This window comes from Micromonospora sp. CNZ299 (assembly GCF_002754415.1).
The window spans coordinates 1876426-1899969 of sequence record NZ_PEFG01000001.1; the positions used below are offsets into that span (position 1 = coordinate 1876426).

Sequence of the window (23544 nt, forward strand, 5' to 3'; positions counted from 1 at the left end):
GGAGCGGGGTGGCGGGCCCACCGTCCGGTGTCCTACCGTCTGCGCACCCAGTCCACAGTGAAAGACCTCCGAGAGGGGTGCACCCGTGTCGGGTGACCGTCCCAGCCCGCTCGTCATCGAGCGCATCCTGCGCGATCGCGGGAGCATCTGGCAGCAGATCGTGGCCGAGCGTGACCTCAACGCGCTGACCGTTCGCATGCTGAGCAGTTCCGCCATCGCGTTGGCCTGTTACGGCGCGGTGCTGGGCGCCTTCCACAGCCCGCTGATGGCGCTGACCTCCGCGTTGAAGCTGCCGCTGCTGTTCCTGGTCACGCTGGCCATCTGCCTGCCCACGCTCTACCTGTTCAACCTGGTCTTCGGTGCCCGGCTGTCGGTGCGTCAGTCGTTGGCGCTGGTGATGGTGGCGATCACGGTCACCTCGATGCTCGCCGTGGCGTTCGCGCCGATCAGCCTCTTCTTCCTGATCACCGCGCCCGACTACGGGTTCTTCAAGCTGCTCAACGTGGCGATCCTGACCCTGTCGGCAGTGGTCGGGTTGCGCTTCCTGACCGGTGGGATGCAGGTGCTCAACGACCACGGCCTGCTTGCGCCGGAGGCCGCCAACGCCCAGGCGAACGCGCCGGTCGCGGTCCAGGCCGCCCCGGCCCCGGTCCAGGCTGTGCCGGCCGCCGTGCCCGCCGGAGCGACCCCGGCCGCCGGTCAGGGCGCCGAGCCGGTGGCCGTGCCGGTCGGGGCCGCGGTTGCCGAGTCGACGTCGAACGGCGCCGCGACCGCCGCGCCGGTTCCGGCGCACGTGCCGGCTCAGTGGGCCGGCCAGCCGGCGGGCGTCTCGTTCCCTCCGGGCGCCCCGGTGGCGCAACGCCCGTGGGGCAGCCCGCCCGTCCGGCGCGGCGACCCGTCGCAGCGGCCGGCCAGCATGACCCTGCTCTACATCTGGATCCTGCTCTTCGGTTTCGTCGGCACCCAGTTGGCGTGGACGCTGCGCCCGTTCTTCGGTGACCCGGGCCAGGATTTCGCCTTCTTCCGCAGCATCGACGGCAACTTCTACGCGGAGATCCTGCGGACGATCGCCAACCTCTGAGCACCGGTCGAGTGGGGAAAGACCCTGGTTGCCGGCCTGGTTACCGGCTAGTAACGTCAGGACATGACCATCGACTCCCGCCAAGTGGCGGCCGGCATCCTGGAAGCGGTGCCCTTCGCTCGTACGCTCGGCATCGAATTCGTCGAGGTGGCACCCGAGGCAAAGGGCGGGGTGCGGGCGGTCGTCCGGCTGCCCGACTCGCCGGCCACCCACAACCACATCGGCGGCCCGCACGCCGGTGCCATGTTCACCCTCGGCGAGACGGCCTCCGGCGCGGTCGTGCTGGCCGCCTTCGGGCAGCTGTTCGACCGGGCCGTGCCGCTCGCCGTCCGGGCCGACATCGCCTACCGCAAGCTCGCCATGGGCCCGATGCTGGCCACCGCGCGGCTCGGGCGGCCGGCGCTCGAGGTGATCGAGGAGCTGGAGTCCGGTCAGCGGCCGGAGTTCCCGGTCGAGGTGGAGATCGCGACCGAGGAGGGCAAGCCGACCTCGGCGATGACCGTGATCTGGACGCTGCGGCCGAACTGAGGCGCGCCGGGGCGGCGGAAACGGGTTTGCGGGCCCAGTGGGGTGGATAGATTCGTACCGTGCTGGGCCTACCTGCTCATGTGACCGCCTGTCTCTTCGACCTGGACGGTGTGCTGACGCAGACCGCCCGCGTGCACAACGCTGCCTGGAAGCAGACCTTCGACGAGTTCCTCCGGCAGCGAGCCACCGTCTCCGGCGAGCCCTTCCAACCGTTCGACCCGGGCCCGGACTACAACCGCTACGTCGACGGGCGACCCCGCGCCGACGGCGTCCGCTCGTTCCTCGCCTCCCGCGGCATAGTCCTCCCCGAGGGCATCCCGGACGACCCGCCGGACGCCGACACCGTCAACGGCGTGGGCAACCGCAAGAACGTCCTGCTGCTGGAACGCCTCCGCACCGCCGGCGTCGAGGTCTACCCGGGCTCGGTGCACTACCTGGAGGCGGCGAGGGCCGCCGGGCTGCGCCGGGCCGTGGTGACGGCCAGCGCCAACGGTGGCGAGGTGGTCGCCGCCGCCGGGCTGGAACCGCTGCTGGAGGCCCGGGTCGACGGCCTGGTCGCCCGCGCCCAGGGGCTGCGTGGCAAACCGCACCCCGACACCTTCCTCGCCGGGGCCACACTGCTCGGCGTCGACCCGACACGGGCCGCCGTCTTCGAGGACGCGCTCTCCGGGGTGGCCGCCGGCCGTGCCGGTGGCTTCGGCTACGTGGTCGGCGTCGACCGGGTCGGGCAGGCCGACGAGTTGCTCGCGCACGGCGCCGACATCGTGGTGCAGGACCTCGCCGAGCTGCTCGCCGTCGCCGACCCGCCGGCGCCGGGCCGTGCCGCCACCGCCCACCCCGCCGATAGACGAGGCTCCGCGTGATCCGGGAGCGGGCCTATCCGGTCGAGCCGTGGCACGTCCGGGAGACCCGGCTCGACATGGACGTCCTGGCCCAGTCGGAGTCGGTCTTCGCGCTCTCCAACGGACACGTCGGCCTGCGCGGCAACCTCGACGAGGGTGAGCCGCACGGCCTGCCCGGCACCTACCTCAACTCGTTCTACGAGCTGCGACCACTGCCGTACGCGGAGGCGGGCTACGGCTTCCCCGAGTCCGGGCAGACCATCGTCAACGTCACCAACGGCAAACTGATCCGACTGCTCGTCGACGACGAGCCGCTCGACGTGCGCTACGGGGAACTGCTGGCCCACGAGCGGATCCTCGACCTGCGAGCCGGCACCCTGCACCGGGAGCTGCACTGGCGCTCGCCGGCCGGCCGGGAGGTCAAGGTCCGCAGCACCCGACTGGTCTCCTTCACCCAGCGGTCGGTCGCCGCCATCAGCTACGAGGTGGAGGCCGTCGACGGTCCGCTGCGGCTGATCGTGCAGTCCGAGTTGGTGGCCAACGAGTCGCTGCCCGCGCAGAGCAAGGACCCCCGGGTGGCGGCGGTGCTGGAGTCACCCCTGCAGGCCGAGGAGGAGCTGACCACCCCGGACGGTGGGCAGCTGATCCACCGCACCAAGGTCTCCGGGCTGCGGGTCGCCGCCGCCATGGAGCACGAGGTCCACGGCCCGGACCACACCACCATCGAGTCCGAGGGCTACCAGGACTGGGTCCGTACCACCATCGCCTGCGTGCTCAAGCCCGGCGAGAAGCTGCGGGTGGTCAAGTACCTGACGTACAGCTGGTCGAGCCGGCGGTCGCTGCCCGCACTGCGCGACCAGGTCGGCGCGGCGCTGGCCGGGGCCCGGCTGGACGGCTGGGACGGCCTGCACCGCGAGCAGCGCAACTACCTCGACGCGTTCTGGGACGCGTCCGACGTGCTGGTCGAGGGCGACCCGGAGGTGCAGCAGGCGGTCCGGTTCGGTCTCTTCCACGTGCTCCAGGCCGGCGCCCGCGCCGAGCAGCGGCCGATCTCGGCGAAGGGGCTGACCGGCCCCGGTTACGACGGGCACGCGTTCTGGGACACGGAGATGTTCGTCCTGCCGGTGCTCACGTACACCCAGCCCAGCGCGGTGCGTAGCGCTCTCCAGTGGCGGCACAGCACGTTGGATTCGGCGAGGGAGCGTGCCGAGACGCTCAACCTCAGGGGTGCCGCCTTCCCCTGGCGGACCATTGAGGGGCCGGAATCGTCGGGGTACTGGCCGGCCGGCACGGCGGCCTTCCACATCGCCGCCGACATCGCCGATGCCATGCGCCGCTACGTGATGGTCACCGGTGACACCCAGATGGAACGGGAGATCGGGCTGGAACTCCTGGTCGAGACCGCCCGGTTGTGGCGCTCGATCGGCCACCACGACCGGCACGGGCAGTTCCACATCGACGGCGTCACCGGCCCGGACGAATACACGGCAGTGAAGAACGACAACGTCTACACCAACCTGATGGCGCAGCGGAACCTGCTCGCCGCCGCCGAGGTGGTGATGCGCTACCGGGACGACGCGTTCCACCTCGGAGTCACCGACGAGGAGGCCGCCAGCTGGCGGGACGCGGCCACCTCGATGCACGTCCCGTATGACGAGGAGCTTGGGGTCCACCAGCAGGTGGAGGGCTTCACCCGGCTCCAGGAATGGGACTTCACCCACACGCCGGCGGAGAAATATCCGCTGCTGTTGCACTACCCGTACTTCGAGCTGTACCGAAAGCAGGTGATCAAGCAGGCCGACCTGGTCCTCGCGATGCACTGGCGGGGGGACGCGTTCACCCCCGAGCAGAAGGTACGCAACTTCCTCTACTGCGAGCGCCGCACCGTACGCGACTCGTCGTTGTCGGCCTGCACCCAGGCGGTGCTCGCCGCCGAGGTGGGCCACCCGGAGCTGGCGCACACCTACCTGCGCGAAGCCGCGTTGATGGACCTGCACGACCTCAACGAGAACACCCGCGACGGCGTACACATGGCGTCGCTGGCCGGCGCGTGGCTCGCCCTGGTCAGCGGGTTCGGCGGCCTGCGCGACCACCACGGCGAGCTGTCCTTCGCCCCCCGGCTCTCCAGCCGACTCAGCCGGTTGGAATTCTCCCTGCAGTGGCGAGGGCTGTCGCTGCGGGTGGATGTCCGACCACACCAGACGACCTACTCGCTCCGCCACGGCGGCCCGGATGACGTTGTGGAACTACGCCACCACGACCAGGTGCTACGGGTCACCTGCGACGAGCCGGTGACGGTGCCGGTGCCCCCGGCGGAGCCGTCCGGCCCCGCGCCCGAGCAGCCACCGGGCCGGTCACCGCTGCTGCGGCTGCCCGAGCGCGAGCAGTGACGGTCGGGGCGGGAGTCGCTCCCGCCCCGACCGCCTCGCACCAGTAGTCAGACCGGCTCGCCGGTCAGCACCTGCGTCAGACCGGCTCGCCGGTTGACGGGCGTCCGATCGCGTCCCGGGGCGCAGCCGCCTTGGGATCGTCGGGCAGCCGGGCCGAAGCGGCCTGGTCCCCGAAGTCCTGGTTGCGCTCGGCGTCCTGTTCACGCTGGGCCCGCTCGGTCATCTGCTGCTGCTCGGAAATCTGCTGCTTGGCCATGGCGATCCTCGCGATCCGTCGGGGCGCGGCTGCGCCGACACGGTCTGCGGTCACTCGTCGCGTACCCGGCGCCCCTTTGGGCAAACGCGGCCCGCCGGCGCGGCCGTCGGCGTGCGTGCGGCGCGGCCGGCGGGGTACCCGGCCCGTAGGCGAACTCACGGAGGTGGGGCATGGACGAGCAACGCAGCACGGTGGCCATTCCGGTTGGCGACGCCCAACTCCCCGCTGACCTGATGCTGCCCGCTCAACCCGTCGGTGTCGTGCTGTTCGCGCACGGCAGCGGCAGCTCCCGGCACAGCCCGCGCAACGTGGCGGTGGCCCGTGCGCTGAACGGTCGGGGGCTCGGCACGGTCCTGGTGGACCTGCTCACGCCGACCGAGGACGAGGTGGACGCGCGCACCGCCGAACTCCGGTTCGACATCGGGCTGCTGGCCAGTCGACTGGCCGGGATCGTCGACTGGTTGGCGGTGCAACGCCCCGCCGGTGACGTGCCGATCGGGCTGTTCGGCGCCAGCACCGGGGCCGCCGCCGCACTCGTCGCGGCGTCGTCCCGGGCGGATCGGGTGGGTGCCGTGGTCAGCCGGGGCGGCCGGCCGGACCTGGCCGAGGAAGCACTGGCGCAGGTGCGTACGCCCACGTTGCTCCTGGTCGGCGGCCTGGACGAGGAAGTGATCACGCTCAACGAGCGGGCGCTGGCCGAGTTGGGGGAGGTCGGCGAGCTGCGGGTGATCCCCGGTGCCACCCACCTCTTCGAGGAGCCCGGCACCCTGGAACAGGTCGCCGACCAGGCTGGCACCTGGTTCACCACACATCTCAGCCGGTGATCACTCCGCCGGCACGAGAGCCGAGGTCGCGCGGCGCTGTTGGACGGTGTCGATGACGCGCCAGAGGACGGCGGTGATCGGAACACTGACGAAGGCGCCCGCGATCCCGGCGATCAGCGTGCCGGCCGTGACCGCCACCAGGATCACCGCCGGGTGCAGCCGTACCTGCCGTTTCATCACCAGCGGCTCCAGCAGGTTGCCCTCGATCTGCTGCACCGCGATCACCGCGGCGAGGGTGAGCAGAGCGGTGGTGGGGCCGTTCGCGGCCAGCGCCACCAGCACCGCCACCGCACCGGCCACCGTCGCCCCGATGATCGGCACGAACCCGCCGAGGAAGGTGATCAGCGCCAGCGGCAGGGCCAGCGGCACCCGCAGCACCACCAGAGCCAGCCCGATGCCGAGCGCGTCGATCGCGGCGATCAACATGGTGCCCCGGCTGTACGCACCAAGGGTCTGCCACCCGGCCCGGCCGGCCTCGGCCATCACGGGCTGGGTCGCGCCGGACATCCGGGACACCAGCCAGTGCCACATCGACCGGCCATCCTTGAGCAGGAAGAAGAGCAGCACCAGGGCGAGCAGTGCGGAACCGAACACTTCGGTGGCCGTCCGGGCGCCCGCCACCGGGTCCGGCGAGCTGCCGCTGAGCCCCTGCCGGGCCTGGTCCACCAGCCGGTCCAGCTGCGCCTCGGTCACCGGCAGCGTCGACGTCACGAAGTCCCGACTGCGCTCGACGCCCTGCGTCAACTCCTGACTGAGCTGGTCGAACTGACTGGCGGTCAGGTTCCACACCAACGCGCCGACGCCGACCAGGATGCCGAGCAGCAGAAGTACGGTGCACAGCGCGGCCAGTGCCGCCGGAAGACGCAGCCGACGCAGCAGGAGCAGCACCGGGTCGAGCAACGCGGTGAGGAAGATGGTGGCGGCCAGCGCGATGGCCAGCGGCGCCAGCAGGACGGCAATCTTGCCCAGCAGGTAGAGCCCGGCGACGATCACCACCAGGCAGGCGCTCCACAACACCGCGGTTCGGACCAGCCAGGGCAGCGCCGCCCACGACTGGCGCGGTCCGGCGCCGCTCGTTGTCGCTCCGGGATCCGTTGTCGCTCCGGGATCCTCTGCCGCCATGTCGGCCTCCTCGATCTCGGCGAGTCGGTACCCAGCCGGTCCTTCGCCGACACCCGTATCGCTCCAACTGCGCGCTGGCCGCTGCCCGCGCGGATCGTACGCCGCTCGGGGCGCCCCGGGTGGATGTTCGCCAACCGCGTCCGGGACGACGGCGTTTGCGCTGTCCGCCCAAGGGAACGCAATCAGGAGCAACCGGACCGGAGGAGGAGCACCGTGGGTGATTTCATGGACAAGGCCAAGGACTTCGCGGACAAGCACGACAAGCAGGTCGACCAGGGCATGGAGAAGGCCGGCGACATGGCCGACAAGCGCACCGGCGGCAAGTACGACGACAAGATCGACAAGGGTGTCGACCAGGCCCAGGCGCGCACCGGTGAGGGCGACCAGGTCCGTTGATTCGCCAGACGCCTCCCGGGTTGCCGCGCCGTCGGCGACCCGGGAGTGTTCTGTGTGGATGCTCCGGTCAGCGCTGCTGCTCCTCGCGTAACTCGTCCGTCGAGGTGGGCCGGCCACTCAACGCGTCGCGCAGCCGGTCCACCAGACCGATGCCCGGTGCGAGCAGCTTGTTCGCTGGCGGGTGGTGCGGCTTTCCCGGGTGCGGGCGGGTCGGGCCGATCTCCTTGACCGCCGTCACCTTGTCGGCGACCTCGATCAGCTCCTCCCGGGCGGTCGCCGCGCGCAGCCGGGGAAAGAGTTCGTTCTCCTCCTCGCGTACGTGGTCGCGGATTGTGCTCACCAGGTGGGCGAGCAACTCGTCGAAGCGCGGGTCGGACGGGTCGACGGACTCCAGCTCCTTCATGGTCCGTTCGGCGTCGGTGTGCTCCGCTATCTCGCGGTCGGCGATCTCATTGCCGTCGGGCAGCGCCTTACGGGCGATCGGATAGACGTACGCCTCCTCGGCGACCGAGTGGCGGACGAGTTCGGCGATCACGACGTCGACGAGTTGGCGGCGGTGTTCGAGGGTGCCCTGTCCGGTCTCCAACTCGACGAAGAGGGCCTCGACCTCACGATGGTCGGCGACCAGGATGTCGACGACGTCATGGTCGTCGTCGTTCTGCGGGTTGCTCATGTCACGGCCCCTTACCGGTTGCGGATCGGTGGGAGGTGTGAGGCCCAGGTACCCCCACGGGGCTGCACAAACCCATGGACGACGATGCGTTGCATGATCCAGGTGGGGCCTGTGGTGGGGGTGATGCCGGATCGGCACGACTGCCCCGCCGTGGCCGGGGTAAGCGCCGCCATGGCCGACGACCGCCCACCCGCCGACCGCGCCCGGTCGCGGTTCGACGAGGCTGCCGAGCGGAGCGGTCAGGCCGTCCAGCGGGCACGACACCGGGGTGGACAGGCCAGCAGGATCCGCGCCCGCCAGTGGGAGGTCACCCTGGTGATCTCCATCCAGGCGGGGCTGGCCGCAGCGATCGCCGCCCTGCTCGCCCAGAAGCTGCTCGGGCAGGGATCGCACGTCTTCGCACCCGCAGCCGCCGTCGGTACGATCGCCACCGCCATCGGCCAGCGGGCCCGACGCACGTTCGAGCTGCTGGGTGGCGTGGCCCTGGGCATCATCATCGGCGACACGCTGCGTTTCCTGCTCGGCAACGGTCCGTGGCAGACCGGTGTGGTGGTCGCCCTGGCCATCGCCGTCGCGTTGCTGGTGGCCGGGAGGGGCGGTCCGCTGGTGGGTCAGGCCGGCGGTACCGCCGTGCTGATCGCCACGCTGGCCCCGATGGAACGTGGCCTGGAGCTACCCCGGATCTTCGACGCGCTCGTCGGCGGGGCGGTCGGGCTGGTGGTGGTCGCGCTGTTGCTGCCGGTGAACCCGATGCGGGTCCTGGACCGCGCCGCAGCGCCGATCTTCGCGGTTCTCTGCGAGCAGCTCGCCGAGCTGGCGCAGGGGTTGCGGGACCGCGACGGGGACCGGACGCTGCGCGTCCTCGATCGGCTGCGGGGCACCGAGGACGACGTCAGCAGGCTGCACGACGCGTTGAGCGGGGCGGAGGAGGTGGTGACGCTCGCCCCGGTCCGCTGGCACCGCCGCGAGCAGTACCACCGGTACGCCCGCAGCGCGGATCACCTCGAACGGCTGCTGCTGGACACCCGCGCCCTGGCCCGCTGGTCGTCGACCGCCCTCCAGTACGACGAGCCGATCCCGCCGCAGCTGCCGGACGCGATGACCCGGTTGGGTCAGGCGGTGGCGGAGATGCGTACGGAGTGCCGGGTCGGCGACGACCCACGACGCACTCTCCGGTTGATCGAGGAGTGTGCCGAGTTGGCCGGGCACGCTGCTGCGAGCGGGGTCAAGTCGTTCGGCGAGTCCCTGGTCACCGGGCTGCGTACCGCGGCCAGCGACCTGCTCCGGGCGTGCGGTTGTGAACCCGACGACGCCAACCGGATCGTGCGGCGGGCCGCCGGCGCCGGTGAGGCGGCAGTGCACCCGCTGGTCCGGCGACAACTGCACCGCGTCCGGCCGACGCGGGCCCTGCGAGCTCGTCGGCGCGCGCACCTGGCCGCCCGGATGCGGATGGCGAACGGGCCGGCCTCCCCGCAGGGGAGACCGGCCCGGTGACACCGTCAGATCAGGAGGAGTAACCGCGCTCGGCGATCCAGTTGGCGACCTTCGGCAGGCTCATCCAGTACTCGCCCAGCGTCGGGTCGGCCGGGTCGGCGACCCGGATGCTGTCCCCACCGTCGCGGTAGCCGACGAGCGTCAGGTAGTGGCCACCCTCGTACGAGTGCGGGTTGCCGTCGGTGTCGACGGTCGTGCCCTTGATGTTGGCCACCACCGGCCGGCCGGCGTCCACCGCGGCCAGTACGTCCCGGCGCAACTGCTCGACCTGGTCGGGCCGGGCCACGGAGTCACGAATCTCGGTGGTCCGGTACTTGCCACCGGTCAGTTCGTTCAGCACCCGGGTGGTGTCCAGGGCCGAGGGGGTGCCGGCCTCGGTGGTGCCGAGCAGCTTGGCCACCTCGTCCTGGGAGAGCGCCTTGCCCTGCGCGGACAACGCGATCCGGGTCGCGGCCGGGCCGCAGTAGTAGAAGTTGGGCTGGGCCTGGTAGTCGATGCCGAGGACCCGCTCGGCGGAGCGCTGCGTCTGGCTCGACGAGGTCGACGCGGAAGGCGCCGGGGCGGCCTGGGCGGCTACCGCGGGGCCGAGGGCGCAACCGCCGGCGACGAGCAGGCCGACGACGGACAGACCGCTCTTCTGGACGATCGGGTTCATGGTCGAGTCTCCGTTCGGGGGTTGACGCCTCCGACAGGCGGAGGGCGCAGCACCGGGAATGGCGCTCGGCTCATCACGGGGGCGACGACCAGCGGCGGTCTGGGCCACTGGCGTACCGGGGACGTAACAGCCCTGCTCCGGCCGGCATTCCGCCGACCGCGGCTGCGGGCGTCGCGATCAGGTGCAACGGCTGCCGGCCGGGAGGGATTCCGGCGAATCGGGCTGCGCTGACCGTGACCCGTCCGGACGACCCGTCACACGGTCGGGGTCAGAGGCTCCCCAGGAGCCGGGTCACGGTGATCTCGATGACGACCCGCTCCGGATTCGGACGGGGGGTCCGATACCGCTCGGCATAGCGACGCTCAGCCTCCGCCACGGAGGCGGGATCCGACCGCAGGACCGCGCGGCCCTCGATGGTCAGCCAGCGGCGGCCATCCACGTGGCACACGGCCACTGCCGCGCCCGCCGGGCCCGCAGCGGCCACCTGACGGGCCTTGTGGGACGCGCCGGAGGTGATCACCCGGGCCAGCCCGGCCGCCGGGTCGAGGGTGACCCCTACCGGTACGACGTGCGGGGTGCCGTCGGCGCGCAGGGTGGTCAGCGTCGCGAGGTGCCGTTCCGCGCAGAAGGCGACAACCCGCTCATCGCGCACATCCAGTCGATGATCGCCCGCCATGCCCGTCCCCTGTCCGCCGAACCGACCCCGATCATGGCACGCGACGGTGGGCGTGGTCCCGATCCGGCAGGGCGTCCGGCTGACCGGGCAGTTGTCGACCGGCCGCCCGTCGTTGGTGCACCAGCCGGGTGAGGTAGATCAGCGCGGCGGCCAGGACACCCATGTCATCCAGGTAGATCGGGTCCGGGAGCACGTCGACCGGGAAGATCGTGTAGATCAGCGCCCCGTAGAAGGCGAACTTGCCGCCCGCGCCGAGCCCGGTCAACATTCGTCGCGTACGCACCACCCGCACCGCCAGCACCACGGCACCGACCAGTGTGGCGATCGCCAGGATGCCGGCGACCACCACGAGCACCCACGCCTGTCGGGACATGCCGTCACGCTAACCCACCCGACGCCGTACGGCTCAGAACGCGGGCACCGTCGCACGACCGCGAGCGATCACCTTGTTTTCCCGGGTCTGGTCGACTGCCGGCCGGACAACTTCGCTGAGCGGCAACACCGACGCCGACTCCGCGACCCGCCGTCCGGTCGCGGCGTGGGCCTCCTCGCGCAGACTGCGGGCCGCCGCCACTGCCAACTCGGCCGCCCGCCAGGCAACCTGCTCCTGCTCACGGGCGGCGGCGTGCCGGGCCGCCAGGTTGTCGCGGATCGCCCGTTGCAGCACCAGCTCCTGCTCGACCGGGTGCAACCGCGGGTCCCAGCCGTCCCGGTGCGCGAAGACCTCACTGAGCTGCTCCACCGACAACTCCCGCCGCCAGTACGCATCGAGGGCGGCACGGTGCAGGTAGCGCTCACGGTCCACGTACTCCGCCGGGGTCCGGGCGGTGTGCGGCAGCGGCATCGCGGCCGCGGCGGCGAGCCGTCGCACGGCTGCCTCGGCCGCCTCGTACGTCTGCCAGGCTCCCTCCACCGCCTCCTGCGCGGCCACCCACTCCGCCCGGCGGCGCTGCGCGGTGGTGGTGGCCCGCTCCGCGGCCACCGCGACCTCCTGCGCGTAGCGGCTCTGCTCCCGTTCCTCCTGCGCGTGTTCGAGTTGGCTCGGCATGGCCGCGCGACGGATCCGGGCGACCGGGTCGAGGCGAAGTCGACCGGGCCGCAGCAGGAGAGCGGCGACAGCGACAGCGACCACCCCGAGCAGGCTCAGCCAGATGACGGCGGCTCGGGACAGGTCGGGCAGGACGGCGGAAAGGACGGTTTGCATGATCAGCACCTCGCGCTCGAAGGCGGGTATCGACGGGTGTCAGGAGGAGCCAGACGGCGCCGGTCGGCCGGGAGGTGGGATCGTGCCGTCAGCGGCGACTCAGGTGCCGCGACGGATCACCCGCAACCGGGCCCCGGGGACAGCCGGGCCTGGATCAGCGGGTGGGTGGACCGCGCCGCGCCGGGGTGCCACGGCCGGGATCGATGGCCGGCGCGTGCCCCGGGACCGCAGTGACCGGACCGGGTGCAGCGATGGTGTCGACCGCGCCGGCGGGCGGGGCGGCGGGCTGGCCCGCGCGCTCGGCGGCCGGCACGGCATCGGGGCGGACGGTGGCCACCCGGCTGCTCACGGCACTCGGCCGCGCAGACGTCGGGGCGGGCGGTGAGGTCGCAGCGAGAGCGCCACCGAGGCCGACCGCGAGCACCAGCGTGGTGATCGCCAGTCGGGTCATCTCGCGCAGTGACCGCAGCACAGCCCACTGGGCTGGGCGGACAAAGGCTGCGGACGACACCCGACCAACCTATCGCCCGACCCGGCGCGCCGCAGCACGGCGAGCGCCGGTTCTGCCGTGACCGCCACCACCATGCGCACTGTGGACGCCGAATATCAAGACCCGGGGAAGGCGGCGCCCCCGGCCGGAGCTGGTCCGGTCGGGGGCACCCTGTGTCGTTCGTCCGGCAGCGCCGGGGGCGCCTGCTCGCCAGTGGCGGATAACGGTCAGTCGCTGGCGCCGAGCACGGGCGGCGCTGCGTTGTCGCCGTCGCGCCACACCATCTCGTCCTCGGTCAACCAGGTCAGCCGCTCATCGGAGTCGTCCTCCTGAGGCCGACCCCGTCCTCCGAGCACGCCGGAACCGCTGCCGCCTGCCCCGCGGCCGCTGCCGGTCGCGCCTGCACGACCGCCCCGCTGGCCGTCGATGCTGCGCCCGATCCCGCTGGCGGAGCGACTGTCAGCCGGCGCGGCCGCACCGGTCGGACGAGCCGACGTGGTGGGCGTGCTGCCCGAACTGGCGAGCGTGGCGGTGCGGAGGACCCCACCGGCCGGTGCCCCACCCTGTCCGCCGTAGAGCAGACCTGGGCCGGTGCCGGCACCAGCGGTCACCGTGGTCGGCCCGGACAGGCCAGCCAGCCCGGCGGCACCACCAGCGACCAACGCGCCGCCGACCAGCGGGTCCGCCCCGGCGAGTGAGGTGCTGCGGACATCGACATCGCTGCCGACGCCGATCGTGCCGCTGCCGATGGTCGGCGCCCCACCGGTGCCGGGGACGCTCTGCTCGGGGAACGAGCCACCGCCGGTGACCGGCGGCGCGGCGACGCGGTCGGGCCTCGCGATGGTCGCGTCGCCGGTGCGCGCGGTCATGTTGGTGCTGCTGGGCCCGGCGGTCGCCGTGGCGATGCTCGGAACGCCCCGCGGGGACGTCGGGTCCTTGCTGACCGTGTCGGGAGTGTCCGGTTTCGGCAGGGGCGGGTCGACCACGCGGTCGTAGGCGGAGATCTCGTAACCGTCGGCCAGTTTGGCCACGAGGTTCACCATCCGCTGGTGGGCCTTCTCCTGCTCTTCCTTGTCCTGCTGGTGACCCGCGAGGCCCATGACCACGGCACCCGGCAGACCGAAGGTGATGGCACCCTTGGCCGCACCGGACAACGCCTTGTCGTTGTCGTCGGTCTCCTCCGGGCTCTCGGCCTGCTTGCGGGCCGTGCGCAGATGGTCGGCCATCATGGTCAGCCCCTGCTTGACGCCGGACATCCCGTCGCTCAGCGCGTCGGAGTGGGCGACGATCAGGCTGAGTCGCCGGTGGAACTCACGACCGGCCGAGCCCGTCCAGGTGTTGCCGAGCTTCTCCAGGTCGCCGCTCAGCTCCCGGCTGAGACCGTCCAGGATTCCCTTGAGCTCGGCCCACTGGGCGGCCACACCCTCGATCTGCTCCGGCTGGCCGGCCATCACGCCGTCATAGAGCTCCTGGTGGCTGCTGCCCTCGTAGCGGTGGGTGGAGTCAGACACGCCCGTCCTCCTTCGGCTGCAACGCCTGGTCGACCCCGGTCAGCGCGGCGGTGACATCGGTGGCGTTGGCCGCGTTTCGTGCCTCGGCGGTGCGGTAGTTGCTCAGGATCGTGCTCGTCGCCTGCTGTGCCGCCAGCACCGCCCGCCGTACGCGCTCAGCCTGGTCGACATAGGACTGGTGAACCTCGCTGTAGCGGCGCGCCTTGTCGGTGGCGTCGAAGAACGAACCCAACGCGGGTGGGCGGCACTGCATCTCGGTGTTGAGCTTGCGCAGCACCGACTCCACCTGACTCAACCGCGATGCCAGATGCAGGTGGAAGTCCTCAAGGGACAGCAGGTCGACTTCCGTACGCCCGGTCATGGCAAACATCCCCGTCGTTCTGGTTGACAACCGTCAGCGACACTCAGGTTAGTCCACCACTGCGACACGGGGCGACCCGTCACGGCTGCTCAGCCGTCGGCTCCCGTCGATCCCGAGGCCGTCGGCGTCGCGCCGACCGCCCCACCGGTCGGCGACGCAGTGCTCTTTGTCGGAGGAGACGGCGCCGGTCCGGCCGGAGATGCCGCCGCCGACCCGTCGGGCGAGAAGACCGAGAGCGCGTCCTCACGCTTCAGGGTGGGCCCGGTCGGGATCAGCGCGAGCAGCGAACCGGGCACCGCGAGCGGAGTGACCCCGCCGTAACCGAGCACCCCCAGCGTCGCCGCCGAGCCGAGCGGGTATCGGATGCCCTGCGGGCTGATCAGGTAGATCGTCGAACCGGCGGCACCGGAACCGCTGGTCCCGGCACCCGGCGAGGCCTGCGCGATGACGCCCTTGCCGCCGGGCAGCAGGACCGCCTCGGCGGTGCGTACGGCGTCCCGTCTGGTCTGTGGCACCGGCACCGCGCCCGGATCGGTCGCGGTCAGCTCGTTCGGCACCCGGTCGAAGACCTCCAGGGTCGTGGTGGGAGGGCCGCCGGAACTGCTCGCCCGGTACGTCGCGCAGAGGGCGGTCCGACCCGACGTGGCCGGGTGGAAGGCGGGCATCGTCTCCGGCAGCCCCTCCTCCTCGACCCGCTGCTCGACATACAGCTCGCCCGCCTGATTGGGGGTGATGTCGGTGATCTGACCGCCGCCGCCGACCATCAGCAGGGCGGTGATCTCACTGATCGACGCGAGGCCCTCCCGGGTGAGCACGTAGTGCCGCCCGGCCGCGCTGAACACCTGACCGATCTTGGCCGGTCGGCCGGCCACCGTCCGGGTGCTGGACTCGCCCTCGCCGGCCAGCGACGGCTTGCGCAGCGGTGGCCCGGCCGGTACGGCGTTGAGCAGTTGCTGCCCGACCCGCAACTGCGCGGCGCCGGGCAACTTCAACGCCGTGATCGTCCGGTCACCGCCGAGCACCTGGAATCGGATGTTGTTGGTGACCAGGTACTTCTGATCATCCACCACGACCAGCACCGCCCGGTCGCCCAGCGGCACACCGCCGGGCAGCGCCCGGTCGATCACCACCCGGGTGCGGGAGCGCTGCGGGTCGACCGGATCGGGCACGTCGCAGACCGACCAGGGCAGACCGGTCAGCGACTTGCGGTCCGGCAGAGCGTCCGGCGCCCCGACGATGCCGAGGGTCAACCCCCGTGGACGATCCCGCAGTGCCGCCTGGGACATCGTCCGCACCTCGGCGTCGGGCTTGTCGAGGATCAGGCGGGCCGACGCGTAGTTGAGCGTCGGATGCAGCTGCCCGCTCATGAAGACGTACGTCGCGCCGGTTTCCCGTTCGATGACCAGGGTCTGGTCGTTCAGCGGCGCGGTGTTCCCGGTCAGCTGACCGTAGGCGCCGACGCCACCGAGCACGACGGCCGCGGTGATGACACTGCCGAAGACGGCCATCCCGAGCCGCCGCATCGGCAGGTTGGTGGTCTCCGGATCGCCCGACAGCAACGCGGAGACGATCCGGCGGGTGACGAAGCGGTACGCCTGCACCTGATCGCGGCGGGTCCGCATGACTTACCTCCGGCGGGGTGGATCCGCGACGATCAGGTCGGGGTGCCGTCGCGGGCTTCCCTACGATAAGGGGCCGACCGGGGTTCCTCGGGACCACCGTTCGTGGCCGGCACCGGACCGACCCGGCGCAGAGTCGTACGTGCAGGAGGGACAGTCAGCGATGACGCAGGTTCAGGCACGACCCGCCCGAGCGGCCACGGACCCGTCCACCGTTGCGACGCGGTCGACGCCGCCGACCGACCGGCCCGGCCGTGGACGGGTCGGCCCGGTGCTGGTCGGGCAGCTCGTGTTGTTGGAGTTGTGCGTGGTCGGCGTCTGGGCCGCGTCGGCCGGGCCCGGTTGGGTGCTCCCCGTGGCGGGCGGCGCGGCGGTGCTGGTCGTCCTGGCGACCTTCGCACGCAGGGGTGGCCGCTGGTGGTTCGAGGACCTGCTGCTGCGCCGGCGGATGCGACGTCGCGGTGAGCGCGCGTCGGCGACGCTGGCCGGCGGCACGGCCACCGACCCGCGGTTGGTCGCCCTCGCCCCAGAGTTGAGTTTCATCGAGTTGACCGACCGGGGCACCCGGCTCGGCATCGGGCAGGACGCTCAGGGGTGGTTCGCCGCTGTCGCCTTGCAGTCGGCCAGCGGTACGACGGTCGGCTCGGCACACGCCTCCACAGTGGATCGGGCTTTGGGCGTGCTCACGGACTTCAGTGCCCCCGTGTCCCGGGCCCAGGTCGTCGCACACACCCTGGTCTGGTACCCGGCGCCCGGTGCGCCGCCAGCGGCTCACCGGACCGTCTGGGTGGCGCTGCGGCTCACCGTCAGCGACGCGCGGGTCGAGGCGGTGAGCAGGGGTGGCGGGCTGCCCGGCGTACACCGGACCGTGGCCGCCGGGATCGGTCGGCTCGGCAAGGCGCTGACCAGCGCGGGTCTGGCGCATCGGCCGCTGGGTCGCGAGGAGCTGCGCGCGGCCGTCGTCTCGGCCGCCGGTCTGGATCTGGGCCCGGAGGCGCCGACGGAGACCTGGCGAGGGCTGCGCGGCGGCGGTTGGACCCACCGGTGCATGACCCTGGGTCGTTCGGACGCGCCACTCGGTCCGCTCGTCGACGCGATCACCGCGACCTCGGCGCCGTCGCACACGGTTGCCGCGACGGTGTCGGTGGACGGCCGGGTGGCGGCGCCGCTGCTGCGGGTCGCCGCGATGGACAACCACGTCGAGGCGCTGGTCAAGGTGGTACGTGACGTCGCCCATCGGACGGGCATGTCCGCCCGACCCCTGGACGGTCAGCACGGTCCGGGCGTCTACGCCACCGCGCCGGCCGCGTCCGCGCTGGGGGTCTCCACCCGCCCGCAAGCGTAGGGACCGGCGCGGGCGGTCAGGGCCGGAGGTTGACGATCCAGCCGTAGAAGCCGCACACCCAGAAGGCGAGCGGGACCAGCGCGATGATCAGCAGGATCTCGGCGATGTCGAGGAGGCGGCCCCAGACCGGCGAGATGCGCTTGCCGGCGACGCTCAGACCGTAGATCAGGCTGACCACGGCGGCCAGCACCAGCCCGCCGAGGATCAGACCGAGCCGGACCGACAGCGACCCGTCGGCGAAGGTGGCCACAGCGGCCAGACCCAGCCCGACGGTGCCCGCCAGCAGCACCGGGGTGCGCTGCGCGCGGCCCAGGAGCGGTCGGGCCCGCAGCAGCGACAGCAGGGCCAGCACCAGGCACAGCAGCACCGCCGGCAGGCGTCCGTCGAGGGCCAGCACGAACTGAGCGCCCAGCACCAGCAGCGACACCGTCCACAGCAGACCGGTCATGAACTGGTCGGCGCGTTCGCTGCGCTGCAGCACCTGCCGGCCGTCCACCGACTCGGTGTCGGTCTTCAGGTCCTCCGGGCCGGTCGGGATCGACGGCACCGGCAGTCTCGCCAGCCGGTAGGCCATCATCGGCAGCGCCGGCACGACGCCGAACGCCACAGCGGCCACCACCGCCGCGGCCGCCGGCGTGTCCAGGCCGAAGACCAGGCAGAGCAGTGCGCCCAGGCCGGTCGCGGCCCCCACCCCGATCGCGGCGAAGAAGAGGGGGTACCGGTCACCGACCGCCATCACGGCCACCGCCCCGGCGACCACCGCGGCGGTCGCCGCCAGCAGCACGTGCGGGCTGGCCAGCTCGGTCAGCGGCCGATCACCGGCGAGCAGCAGCAGACCGCCGGTGGCGGCGTGCACCAGGCCGACGATGGCCAGAACCGCGCCGGTCTGACTGTCGCCGACGGCCCTGGACAGCACCGCCGCACCCACCAGCAACGCCACCGCGACCAGCAGGGCGGCCACCGCGCCGGGCAGGTGCGGCGGGCCGGCGAAGAGCGCGGCCAACGCGCCGGCGCCGAGCGCCGCCGCGGCGAAGACCACCGCGAAGGATCGGGTCGCACCGACCTGCCAGGCGCCGGGGCGCTGGTTGGTCGCGGTGGCGACCGCATCCACCACGTCGTCGAAGACGATCTCCGGAGCGGCCGCGGACCGCGGATTGAAGTAGAGCACCTCACCGTCACGGACACTGAGCTGCGCAGCCGTACGCCCACCGTCCAGCGGCGCACCGCCCAGTCTGGACAGTGCCCAGCCACCGTGCCGCGCGCCCTCGTCGGCCATGTCCTCACCCGCGTAGCGCAGCAGGGTGGGAAGCAGGTCCGCCATCGGGACGTCTGACGGCAGCGCCAGGTCCATCCGGGTACGCGGAGCCACGATGGTGATCCGGCTCAGACCACCGGTCGCCGTGTTCGTCGCCACAGTGGCCTCCAGGTGTGCGTCTGTGATCGGCTGGCCGCGATGCTGCGTCCGGGTCCACCGCGCCCACGGCAGATTACCTACGATGGCGGGCACGTACGATGCCCACCCGCGGGCTCCGGTCCGCGGCGGCACGTCATCAGGGCCGCTTCTGGGGAGGAGACAGCCGTGAGCACTGTCGTGTTCCGCAGGCTCCCGCGTCAGCCGGGGCCCGCCCTACCGCGCGGCGAGGTGCTGCTGGAGTCGCCTCCCGAGCTGCCGGAGCCGACGCCCCGCGGCATGGGGCAGCTGCTCATGATCCTGCCGATGTTCTGCGGGGTCGGTGCGATGGCCTTCCTCTACGCCGGCAAGGGCGGCGGCATGATGACGTACGTCGCCGGTGGTCTCTTCGGCGTCTCGATGCTTGGCATGGCGATCGGTTCACTCGCCAACAGCGGTGGCAAGGACAAGGCCGAGTTGAACGCCGACCGCCGCGACTACATGCGTTACCTGGCCCAGATGCGCAAGCGCACCCGGCGGGCCGCTGAGCAGCAGCGGGCCGCGATGGCCTGGCGGCACCCGGAGCCCGACGCGCTCTGGTCGATCGCGGCGTCCCGCCGCCTCTGGGAGCGGCGGATCACCGAGGACGACTTCGGCGAGACGCGCATCGCCCTCGGCCCGCAGCGGCTGGCCGTGGAGATCGTCCCGCCGGAGACGAAGCCGGTGGAGGACCTGGAGCCGATGAGCGCCATCGCGCTCCGCCGGTTCGTCCGCGCGCACTCCACAGTGCCCGAGCTGCCGACCGCCCTGTCGGTGCGCGCGTTCAGTCGAGTGGCGCTGCGTGGCGACCGCGAGCCCGTGCTCAACCTGACCCGGGCGGCTCTCGGGCAGCTGGCCACCTTCCACGCACCGGACGACCTGGTGGTCGCGGTGGTCGCCGCTCCGGACCGACAGTCGTCCTGGGGCTGGGTCAAATGGCTGCCACACGCCCACCACAGCGCTCGTACGGACGCCGCCGGCGCGCGCCGGTTGGTCTTCGCCAGCCTGGCCGAGGCCGAGGCCGCGCTCGCCGGTGAGCTGGCGGGGCGACCCCGGTTCGCCCCCGAGGCCAAGCCGCTGACCACCGCCGCGCACCTGGTCGTGGTCATCGACGGCGGGGAGGTCTCACCGACCTGCCAACTGGTGGGGCCAGGGTTGCTCGGCACCACCGTGATCGACCTTTCCGGGACGGTGCCGCGCGACGCGGGCCGCTGGCTGCTCTGCCTCGACGTGGCTGACGGAAGCTCGCTCGACCTGGTCCGGGGCAGCTCGTCGTCGCCGCTGGGTCGACCTGACCAGCTCAGCGCCGAGGCCGCCGAGGGGCTGGCCCGGCAGATCGCCCCGTACCGGCTCTCCCAGCAGCAGACCAGCAGCGACGAGCCGCTGGCCCGCAGCATGGAGCTGCCGGACCTGCTCGGCGTGGGTGACGCCGCGACGGTGGACGTCCAGAACACCTGGCGACCGCGGGGTCACCGGGACCGGCTGCGCATCCCGCTCGGTGTCGGCCCGGACGGCAACGTGGTCGAGCTGGACTTCAAGGAGTCGGCGCACGAGGGCATGGGCCCGCACGGTCTGGTGATCGGTGCGACCGGGTCGGGCAAGAGCGAGCTGCTCCGGACGGTGGTGGCCGCGTTGGCGGTGACCCACTCGTCGGAGGAGCTGAACTTCGTCCTGGTGGACTTCAAGGGCGGCGCGACGTTCGCCTCGTTGGAGGCGCTGCCGCACACCAGCGCGGTCATCACCAACCTGGCCGACGAGCTGCCGCTGGTCGACCGGATGCGCGACGCGCTCGCCGGTGAGATGGTGCGACGGCAGGAGCTGCTGCGGGCGGCCGGCAACTACGTCTCCCGCTTCGAGTACGAGAAGGCCCGCTCGGCCGGCGAGCCGCTCGCCCCGATGCCCAGCCTGTTGATCATCTGTGACGAGTTCAGCGAGCTGCTCGCCGCCAAGCCCGACTTCATCGACCTGTTCGTGATGATCGGCCGACTGGGCCGGTCGCTCGGCGTGCATCTGCTGCTGGCCAGCCAGCGGCTCGAAGAGGGCAAGCTCCGCGGTCTGGACACACACCTGTCGTACCGGATCGGTCTGCGTACCTTCTCCGCTGTGGAGAGCCGGATCGTGCTCGGTGTCCCGGACGCGTACGAGCTGCCGAACGCGCCCGGTCACGGTTACCTGAAGACCGACACCAGCACGATGCTGCGGTTCCGGGCCGCGTACGTGTCGGGGGCGTACCGGGCGCCGGGGCAGCAGGCCTCCGCGTCGCAGGCGTTGGTGCAGCGGCGGATCGTGCCGTACGGCCTCGACTTCGTTCCGGCCCAGGTCCCGCAGGTGCCGGTGGCCACCACGCCCGAGCCGGAGCAACCGGCCGACGGCAAGGCCGTGGCGATGCTCGACGTGCTGATCGACCAGCTCAAGGGTCGAGGGCGTCCTGCCCATCAGGTGTGGCTGCCGCCGCTGGCCGATCCGCCGGGCCTCGGCGAGCTGCTCGGCGCGCTGGCTGTCGACCCGACCTACGGGCTGTGCACGGCGTCCTGGCCCGGGCGGGGGCGGCTGACCGTACCGGTCGGGGTGGTGGACCGCCCGTACGAGCAGCGCCGTGACCCGATGATGGTCGAGCTGGCCGGCGCCGGCGGCAACGTGGTCATCGTCGGCCGCTCGCTGAGTGGCAAGAGCACCATGCTGCGTACGCTGCTCGCCTCGTTGGCACTCACCCACACGCCGCGTGAGGTGCAGTTCTTCTGCCTGGACTTCGGTGGGGGCGCGCTGCGCAGTCTCGACCGGTTGCCGCACATGGCGGGGGTGGCCGGTCGTCGGGACGTCGAGGCGGTCCGCCGGACGGTGGCCGAGGTGGTGGCCGTCCTGGACGACCGGGAGACGCGTTTCGCCCAGCACGGCATCGACTCGGTGGCCAGCTACCGTCGTCGCCGGGCCGCCGGTGAGTTCGCGGACGACCCGTTCGGCGATGTGTTCCTGGTGGTGGACGGCTGGAACACGCTGCGCCAGGAGTACGAGGAGCTGGAGCAGACGATCACCACGCTGGCCAACCGGGGGCTCGGTTTCGGCGTTCACGTGGTGCTCACGGCGGTGCGTTGGGCTGAGATCCGGATCAACATGCGGGATCTGCTCGGCACCAAGTTGGAGCTGCGCCTCGGTGACGCGTCGGAGTCCGAGATCGATCGTCGGGCGGCGACGAACGTGCCGGAGAAGTCGCCCGGTCGCGGTCTGACGCGCGACAAGCTGCACTTCCTCACGGCCATCTCGCGCATCGACGGTCGTCGGGACATCGACGACCTGAGTGAGGCGTCGCTGTCCCTGGCGGGGCACGTGGCGGCCAACTGGCCGGGGCGTCCGGCGCCGAAGGTGCGGCTGCTGCCGCGCAGGCTTCCGGTGACCGAGCTGGCCCGGCTCATCGACCGGTCGGCACCCGGCCTGCCGATCGGTGTCAACGAGTCGGCGCTTGCGCCGGTCTACCTGGACCTGGTCAACGAGCCGCACCTGACGGTCTTCGGCGACGCGGAGTGCGGCAAGACCAACCTGCTGCGGTTGATCGCCCGGGGCATCACCGAGCGGTACACGCCGGCGCAGGCCCGCCTGGTGATCGCCGACTACCGGCGTGGTCTGCTGGGTGCGGTCGAGGGTGATCACCTGCTGGACTACGCCCCGTCGAACCAGGCGTTCGCGCAGGGTCTCGGCTCGATCCGCAGCGCGTTGTCCAACCGGCTGCCCGGCCCGGACGTGACCACCGCCCAGCTGCGCGACCGCAGTTGGTGGAAGGGCCCCGACCTGTACATCCTGGTGGACGACTACGACCTGGTCGCCTCCGGTGGCAGCAATCCGCTCAGCGCCCTGCAGGAGCTGCTGCCGCAGGCACGCGACATCGGTCTGCACCTGGTCATCACGCGTCGGGTCGGCGGGGTGTCCCGGGCGCTCTACGAGCCGGTGCTGCAACGGTTGCGCGAACTGGACTCACCGGGCCTGCTGATGTCCGGCAACCGGGAGGAGGGCGCGGTCTTCGGGACGTTGCGGCCGAGCCCGCAGCCGCCTGGTCGCGGCACCCTCGTCCGACGGCGTGATGGTCAGCAGCTGATCCAGACCGCCTGGGCGGAGCCGTCCTGACCGGTGTCCGCCGTCCGGTGCGAGGTGATCGGCCGCTCAGGTCCGATTCACCACCATCCATCGGACGTCGCCGGTCAGGGCTGCGAGGGCTGGTCCGCTTCCGCTACGGTCTTCACTGGAGTGTCCGTCGGTGGGGTGTTGCTGCCTTGCCGCGGGGGAGGGGTGCGGCGAATCCGCCACCACAACATGACGGAAGGGTGTGAGGCATGGCGTTCGAGGTCGAAGCAGCGACTCTGCATACCGCCGCGAGTGACGTGCGGTCCACGCGCAGCGAGGTTGACGGCGAGCTGAAGAAGCTCTGGAACGTGGTCGACGACCTGGCGATGGCATGGAAGGGCCAGGCGTCCACGGGCTTCCAGTCGCTGATGACGCGCTGGAGCGAAGACACGAGCAAGCTGCTGACGGCGATGGACAACATCGCCGATCTGCTCGACAAGTCGGGTACGACGCACCAGGTCAACGACGAAGAGCAGCAGCAGATGCTGGACAAGTTCCACTCTGCTCTCAACCCGTGATCCGCAGCCAGCAGAGG

General features: G+C 71.8%; 22 protein-coding genes. 10 read left to right on the plus strand and 12 right to left on the minus strand.

Annotated features, from left to right (window positions below; all coding sequences use genetic code 11):
- Positions 1–85 precede the first annotated feature (85 nt).
- The 4 genes from CLT68_RS09020 to CLT68_RS09035 all read left to right on the plus strand — a co-directional run bounded on the left by CLT68_RS09020 (position 86) and on the right by CLT68_RS09035 (position 4841).
- Positions 86–1081 carry a hypothetical protein gene (locus tag CLT68_RS09020; protein WP_099850080.1) on the plus strand — a complete coding sequence of 332 codons (996 nt, stop codon included), beginning with the start codon at positions 86–88 and terminating at the stop codon, positions 1079–1081.
- A gap of 63 nt (positions 1082–1144) precedes the next feature.
- Positions 1145–1609, plus strand: a complete 465-nt coding sequence (locus CLT68_RS09025) for a DUF4442 domain-containing protein (RefSeq protein WP_099850082.1) — start codon at positions 1145–1147, stop codon at positions 1607–1609.
- A 59-nt stretch (positions 1610–1668) separates the two neighbouring features.
- Entirely contained in the window at positions 1669–2472 is an 804-nt protein-coding gene (locus CLT68_RS09030) for a beta-phosphoglucomutase family hydrolase (RefSeq protein WP_099850084.1), read from the plus strand.
- Positions 2469–4841: a glycoside hydrolase family 65 protein gene (locus CLT68_RS09035; RefSeq protein WP_099850086.1), complete on the plus strand. Its 2373-nt coding sequence runs from the start codon at positions 2469–2471 to the stop codon at positions 4839–4841. The genes CLT68_RS09030 and CLT68_RS09035 overlap by 4 nt, the downstream gene beginning before the upstream one ends.
- 76 nt (positions 4842–4917) lie before the next feature.
- Here the strand turns inward: CLT68_RS09035 and CLT68_RS09040 are convergent, their stop codons facing one another.
- The gene (locus tag CLT68_RS09040) at positions 4918–5097 is read right to left on the minus strand and encodes a hypothetical protein (RefSeq protein ID WP_088951245.1); all 180 of its coding nucleotides are present in this window, start codon (positions 5095–5097) and stop codon (positions 4918–4920) included.
- A 170-nt stretch (positions 5098–5267) separates the two neighbouring features.
- Here CLT68_RS09040 and CLT68_RS09045 point away from each other — a divergent pair, with 170 nt between their 5' ends.
- A complete protein-coding gene (locus tag CLT68_RS09045; protein ID WP_099850088.1) occupies positions 5268–5921 on the plus strand; it encodes a dienelactone hydrolase family protein in 654 nt (217 codons plus the stop codon).
- Here CLT68_RS09045 and CLT68_RS09050 read toward each other — a convergent pair whose 3' ends face one another.
- Positions 5922–7043, minus strand: a complete 1122-nt coding sequence (locus tag CLT68_RS09050) for an AI-2E family transporter (protein ID WP_099850090.1) — start codon at positions 7041–7043, stop codon at positions 5922–5924.
- 225 nt (positions 7044–7268) lie between these two features.
- Between CLT68_RS09050 and CLT68_RS09055 the strand changes: the two genes are divergently transcribed.
- Positions 7269–7439, plus strand: coding sequence for an antitoxin (locus CLT68_RS09055; RefSeq protein ID WP_218908168.1), 171 nt, complete (start codon positions 7269–7271; stop codon positions 7437–7439).
- A 67-nt stretch (positions 7440–7506) separates the two neighbouring features.
- Here CLT68_RS09055 and CLT68_RS09060 read toward each other — a convergent pair whose 3' ends face one another.
- Positions 7507–8112 (minus strand): hemerythrin domain-containing protein, encoded by a 606-nt coding sequence (locus CLT68_RS09060; protein ID WP_099850092.1) that lies wholly within the window; start codon positions 8110–8112, stop codon positions 7507–7509.
- A 93-nt stretch (positions 8113–8205) separates the two neighbouring features.
- Here CLT68_RS09060 and CLT68_RS09065 point away from each other — a divergent pair, with 93 nt between their 5' ends.
- Positions 8206–9606 carry an FUSC family protein gene (locus CLT68_RS09065; protein WP_486482113.1) on the plus strand — a complete coding sequence of 467 codons (1401 nt, stop codon included), beginning with the start codon at positions 8206–8208 and terminating at the stop codon, positions 9604–9606.
- Between the two features lie 10 nt (positions 9607–9616).
- Here CLT68_RS09065 and CLT68_RS09070 read toward each other — a convergent pair whose 3' ends face one another.
- The 8 genes from CLT68_RS09070 to eccB form a co-directional block, all read right to left on the minus strand.
- Positions 9617–10261, minus strand: coding sequence for a C39 family peptidase (locus CLT68_RS09070; RefSeq protein ID WP_099850094.1), 645 nt, complete (start codon positions 10259–10261; stop codon positions 9617–9619).
- A gap of 268 nt (positions 10262–10529) precedes the next feature.
- Positions 10530–10937, minus strand: coding sequence for a TIGR03618 family F420-dependent PPOX class oxidoreductase (locus tag CLT68_RS09075; RefSeq protein ID WP_099850096.1), 408 nt, complete (start codon positions 10935–10937; stop codon positions 10530–10532).
- A gap of 31 nt (positions 10938–10968) precedes the next feature.
- A complete protein-coding gene (locus tag CLT68_RS09080) occupies positions 10969–11310 on the minus strand; it encodes a YkvA family protein (RefSeq protein ID WP_088951252.1) in 342 nt (113 codons plus the stop codon).
- Between the two features lie 33 nt (positions 11311–11343).
- Positions 11344–12141, minus strand: a complete 798-nt coding sequence (locus CLT68_RS09085) for a hypothetical protein (RefSeq protein ID WP_099856953.1) — start codon at positions 12139–12141, stop codon at positions 11344–11346.
- A gap of 154 nt (positions 12142–12295) precedes the next feature.
- A complete protein-coding gene (locus CLT68_RS09090) occupies positions 12296–12652 on the minus strand; it encodes a hypothetical protein (RefSeq protein ID WP_143743151.1) in 357 nt (118 codons plus the stop codon).
- 206 nt (positions 12653–12858) lie between these two features.
- Positions 12859–14142: a WXG100 family type VII secretion target gene (locus CLT68_RS09095; protein ID WP_099850101.1), complete on the minus strand. Its 1284-nt coding sequence runs from the start codon at positions 14140–14142 to the stop codon at positions 12859–12861.
- A complete protein-coding gene (locus tag CLT68_RS09100; protein ID WP_088951255.1) occupies positions 14135–14503 on the minus strand; it encodes a hypothetical protein in 369 nt (122 codons plus the stop codon). The genes CLT68_RS09095 and CLT68_RS09100 overlap by 8 nt, the downstream gene beginning before the upstream one ends.
- Before the next feature lie 89 nt (positions 14504–14592).
- Positions 14593–16125 carry a type VII secretion protein EccB gene (eccB, locus tag CLT68_RS09105; protein ID WP_099850103.1) on the minus strand — a complete coding sequence of 511 codons (1533 nt, stop codon included), beginning with the start codon at positions 16123–16125 and terminating at the stop codon, positions 14593–14595.
- Positions 16126–16285: 160 nt separating this feature from the next.
- Here eccB and CLT68_RS09110 point away from each other — a divergent pair, with 160 nt between their 5' ends.
- Positions 16286–17467: a type VII secretion protein EccE gene (locus tag CLT68_RS09110; protein ID WP_099850105.1), complete on the plus strand. Its 1182-nt coding sequence runs from the start codon at positions 16286–16288 to the stop codon at positions 17465–17467.
- A gap of 16 nt (positions 17468–17483) precedes the next feature.
- Here CLT68_RS09110 and eccD read toward each other — a convergent pair whose 3' ends face one another.
- Positions 17484–18881 carry a type VII secretion integral membrane protein EccD gene (eccD, locus tag CLT68_RS09115; RefSeq protein WP_099850107.1) on the minus strand — a complete coding sequence of 466 codons (1398 nt, stop codon included), beginning with the start codon at positions 18879–18881 and terminating at the stop codon, positions 17484–17486.
- 165 nt (positions 18882–19046) lie between these two features.
- On the opposite strand from eccD, the gene eccCa reads away from it, so the two are divergent.
- The gene (eccCa, locus tag CLT68_RS09120; protein WP_099850109.1) at positions 19047–23012 is read left to right on the plus strand and encodes a type VII secretion protein EccCa; all 3966 of its coding nucleotides are present in this window, start codon (positions 19047–19049) and stop codon (positions 23010–23012) included.
- Between the two features lie 206 nt (positions 23013–23218).
- Entirely contained in the window at positions 23219–23527 is a 309-nt protein-coding gene (locus tag CLT68_RS09125; RefSeq protein WP_088951260.1) for a WXG100 family type VII secretion target, read from the plus strand.
- The last annotated feature ends 17 nt before the right edge of the window (positions 23528–23544 follow it).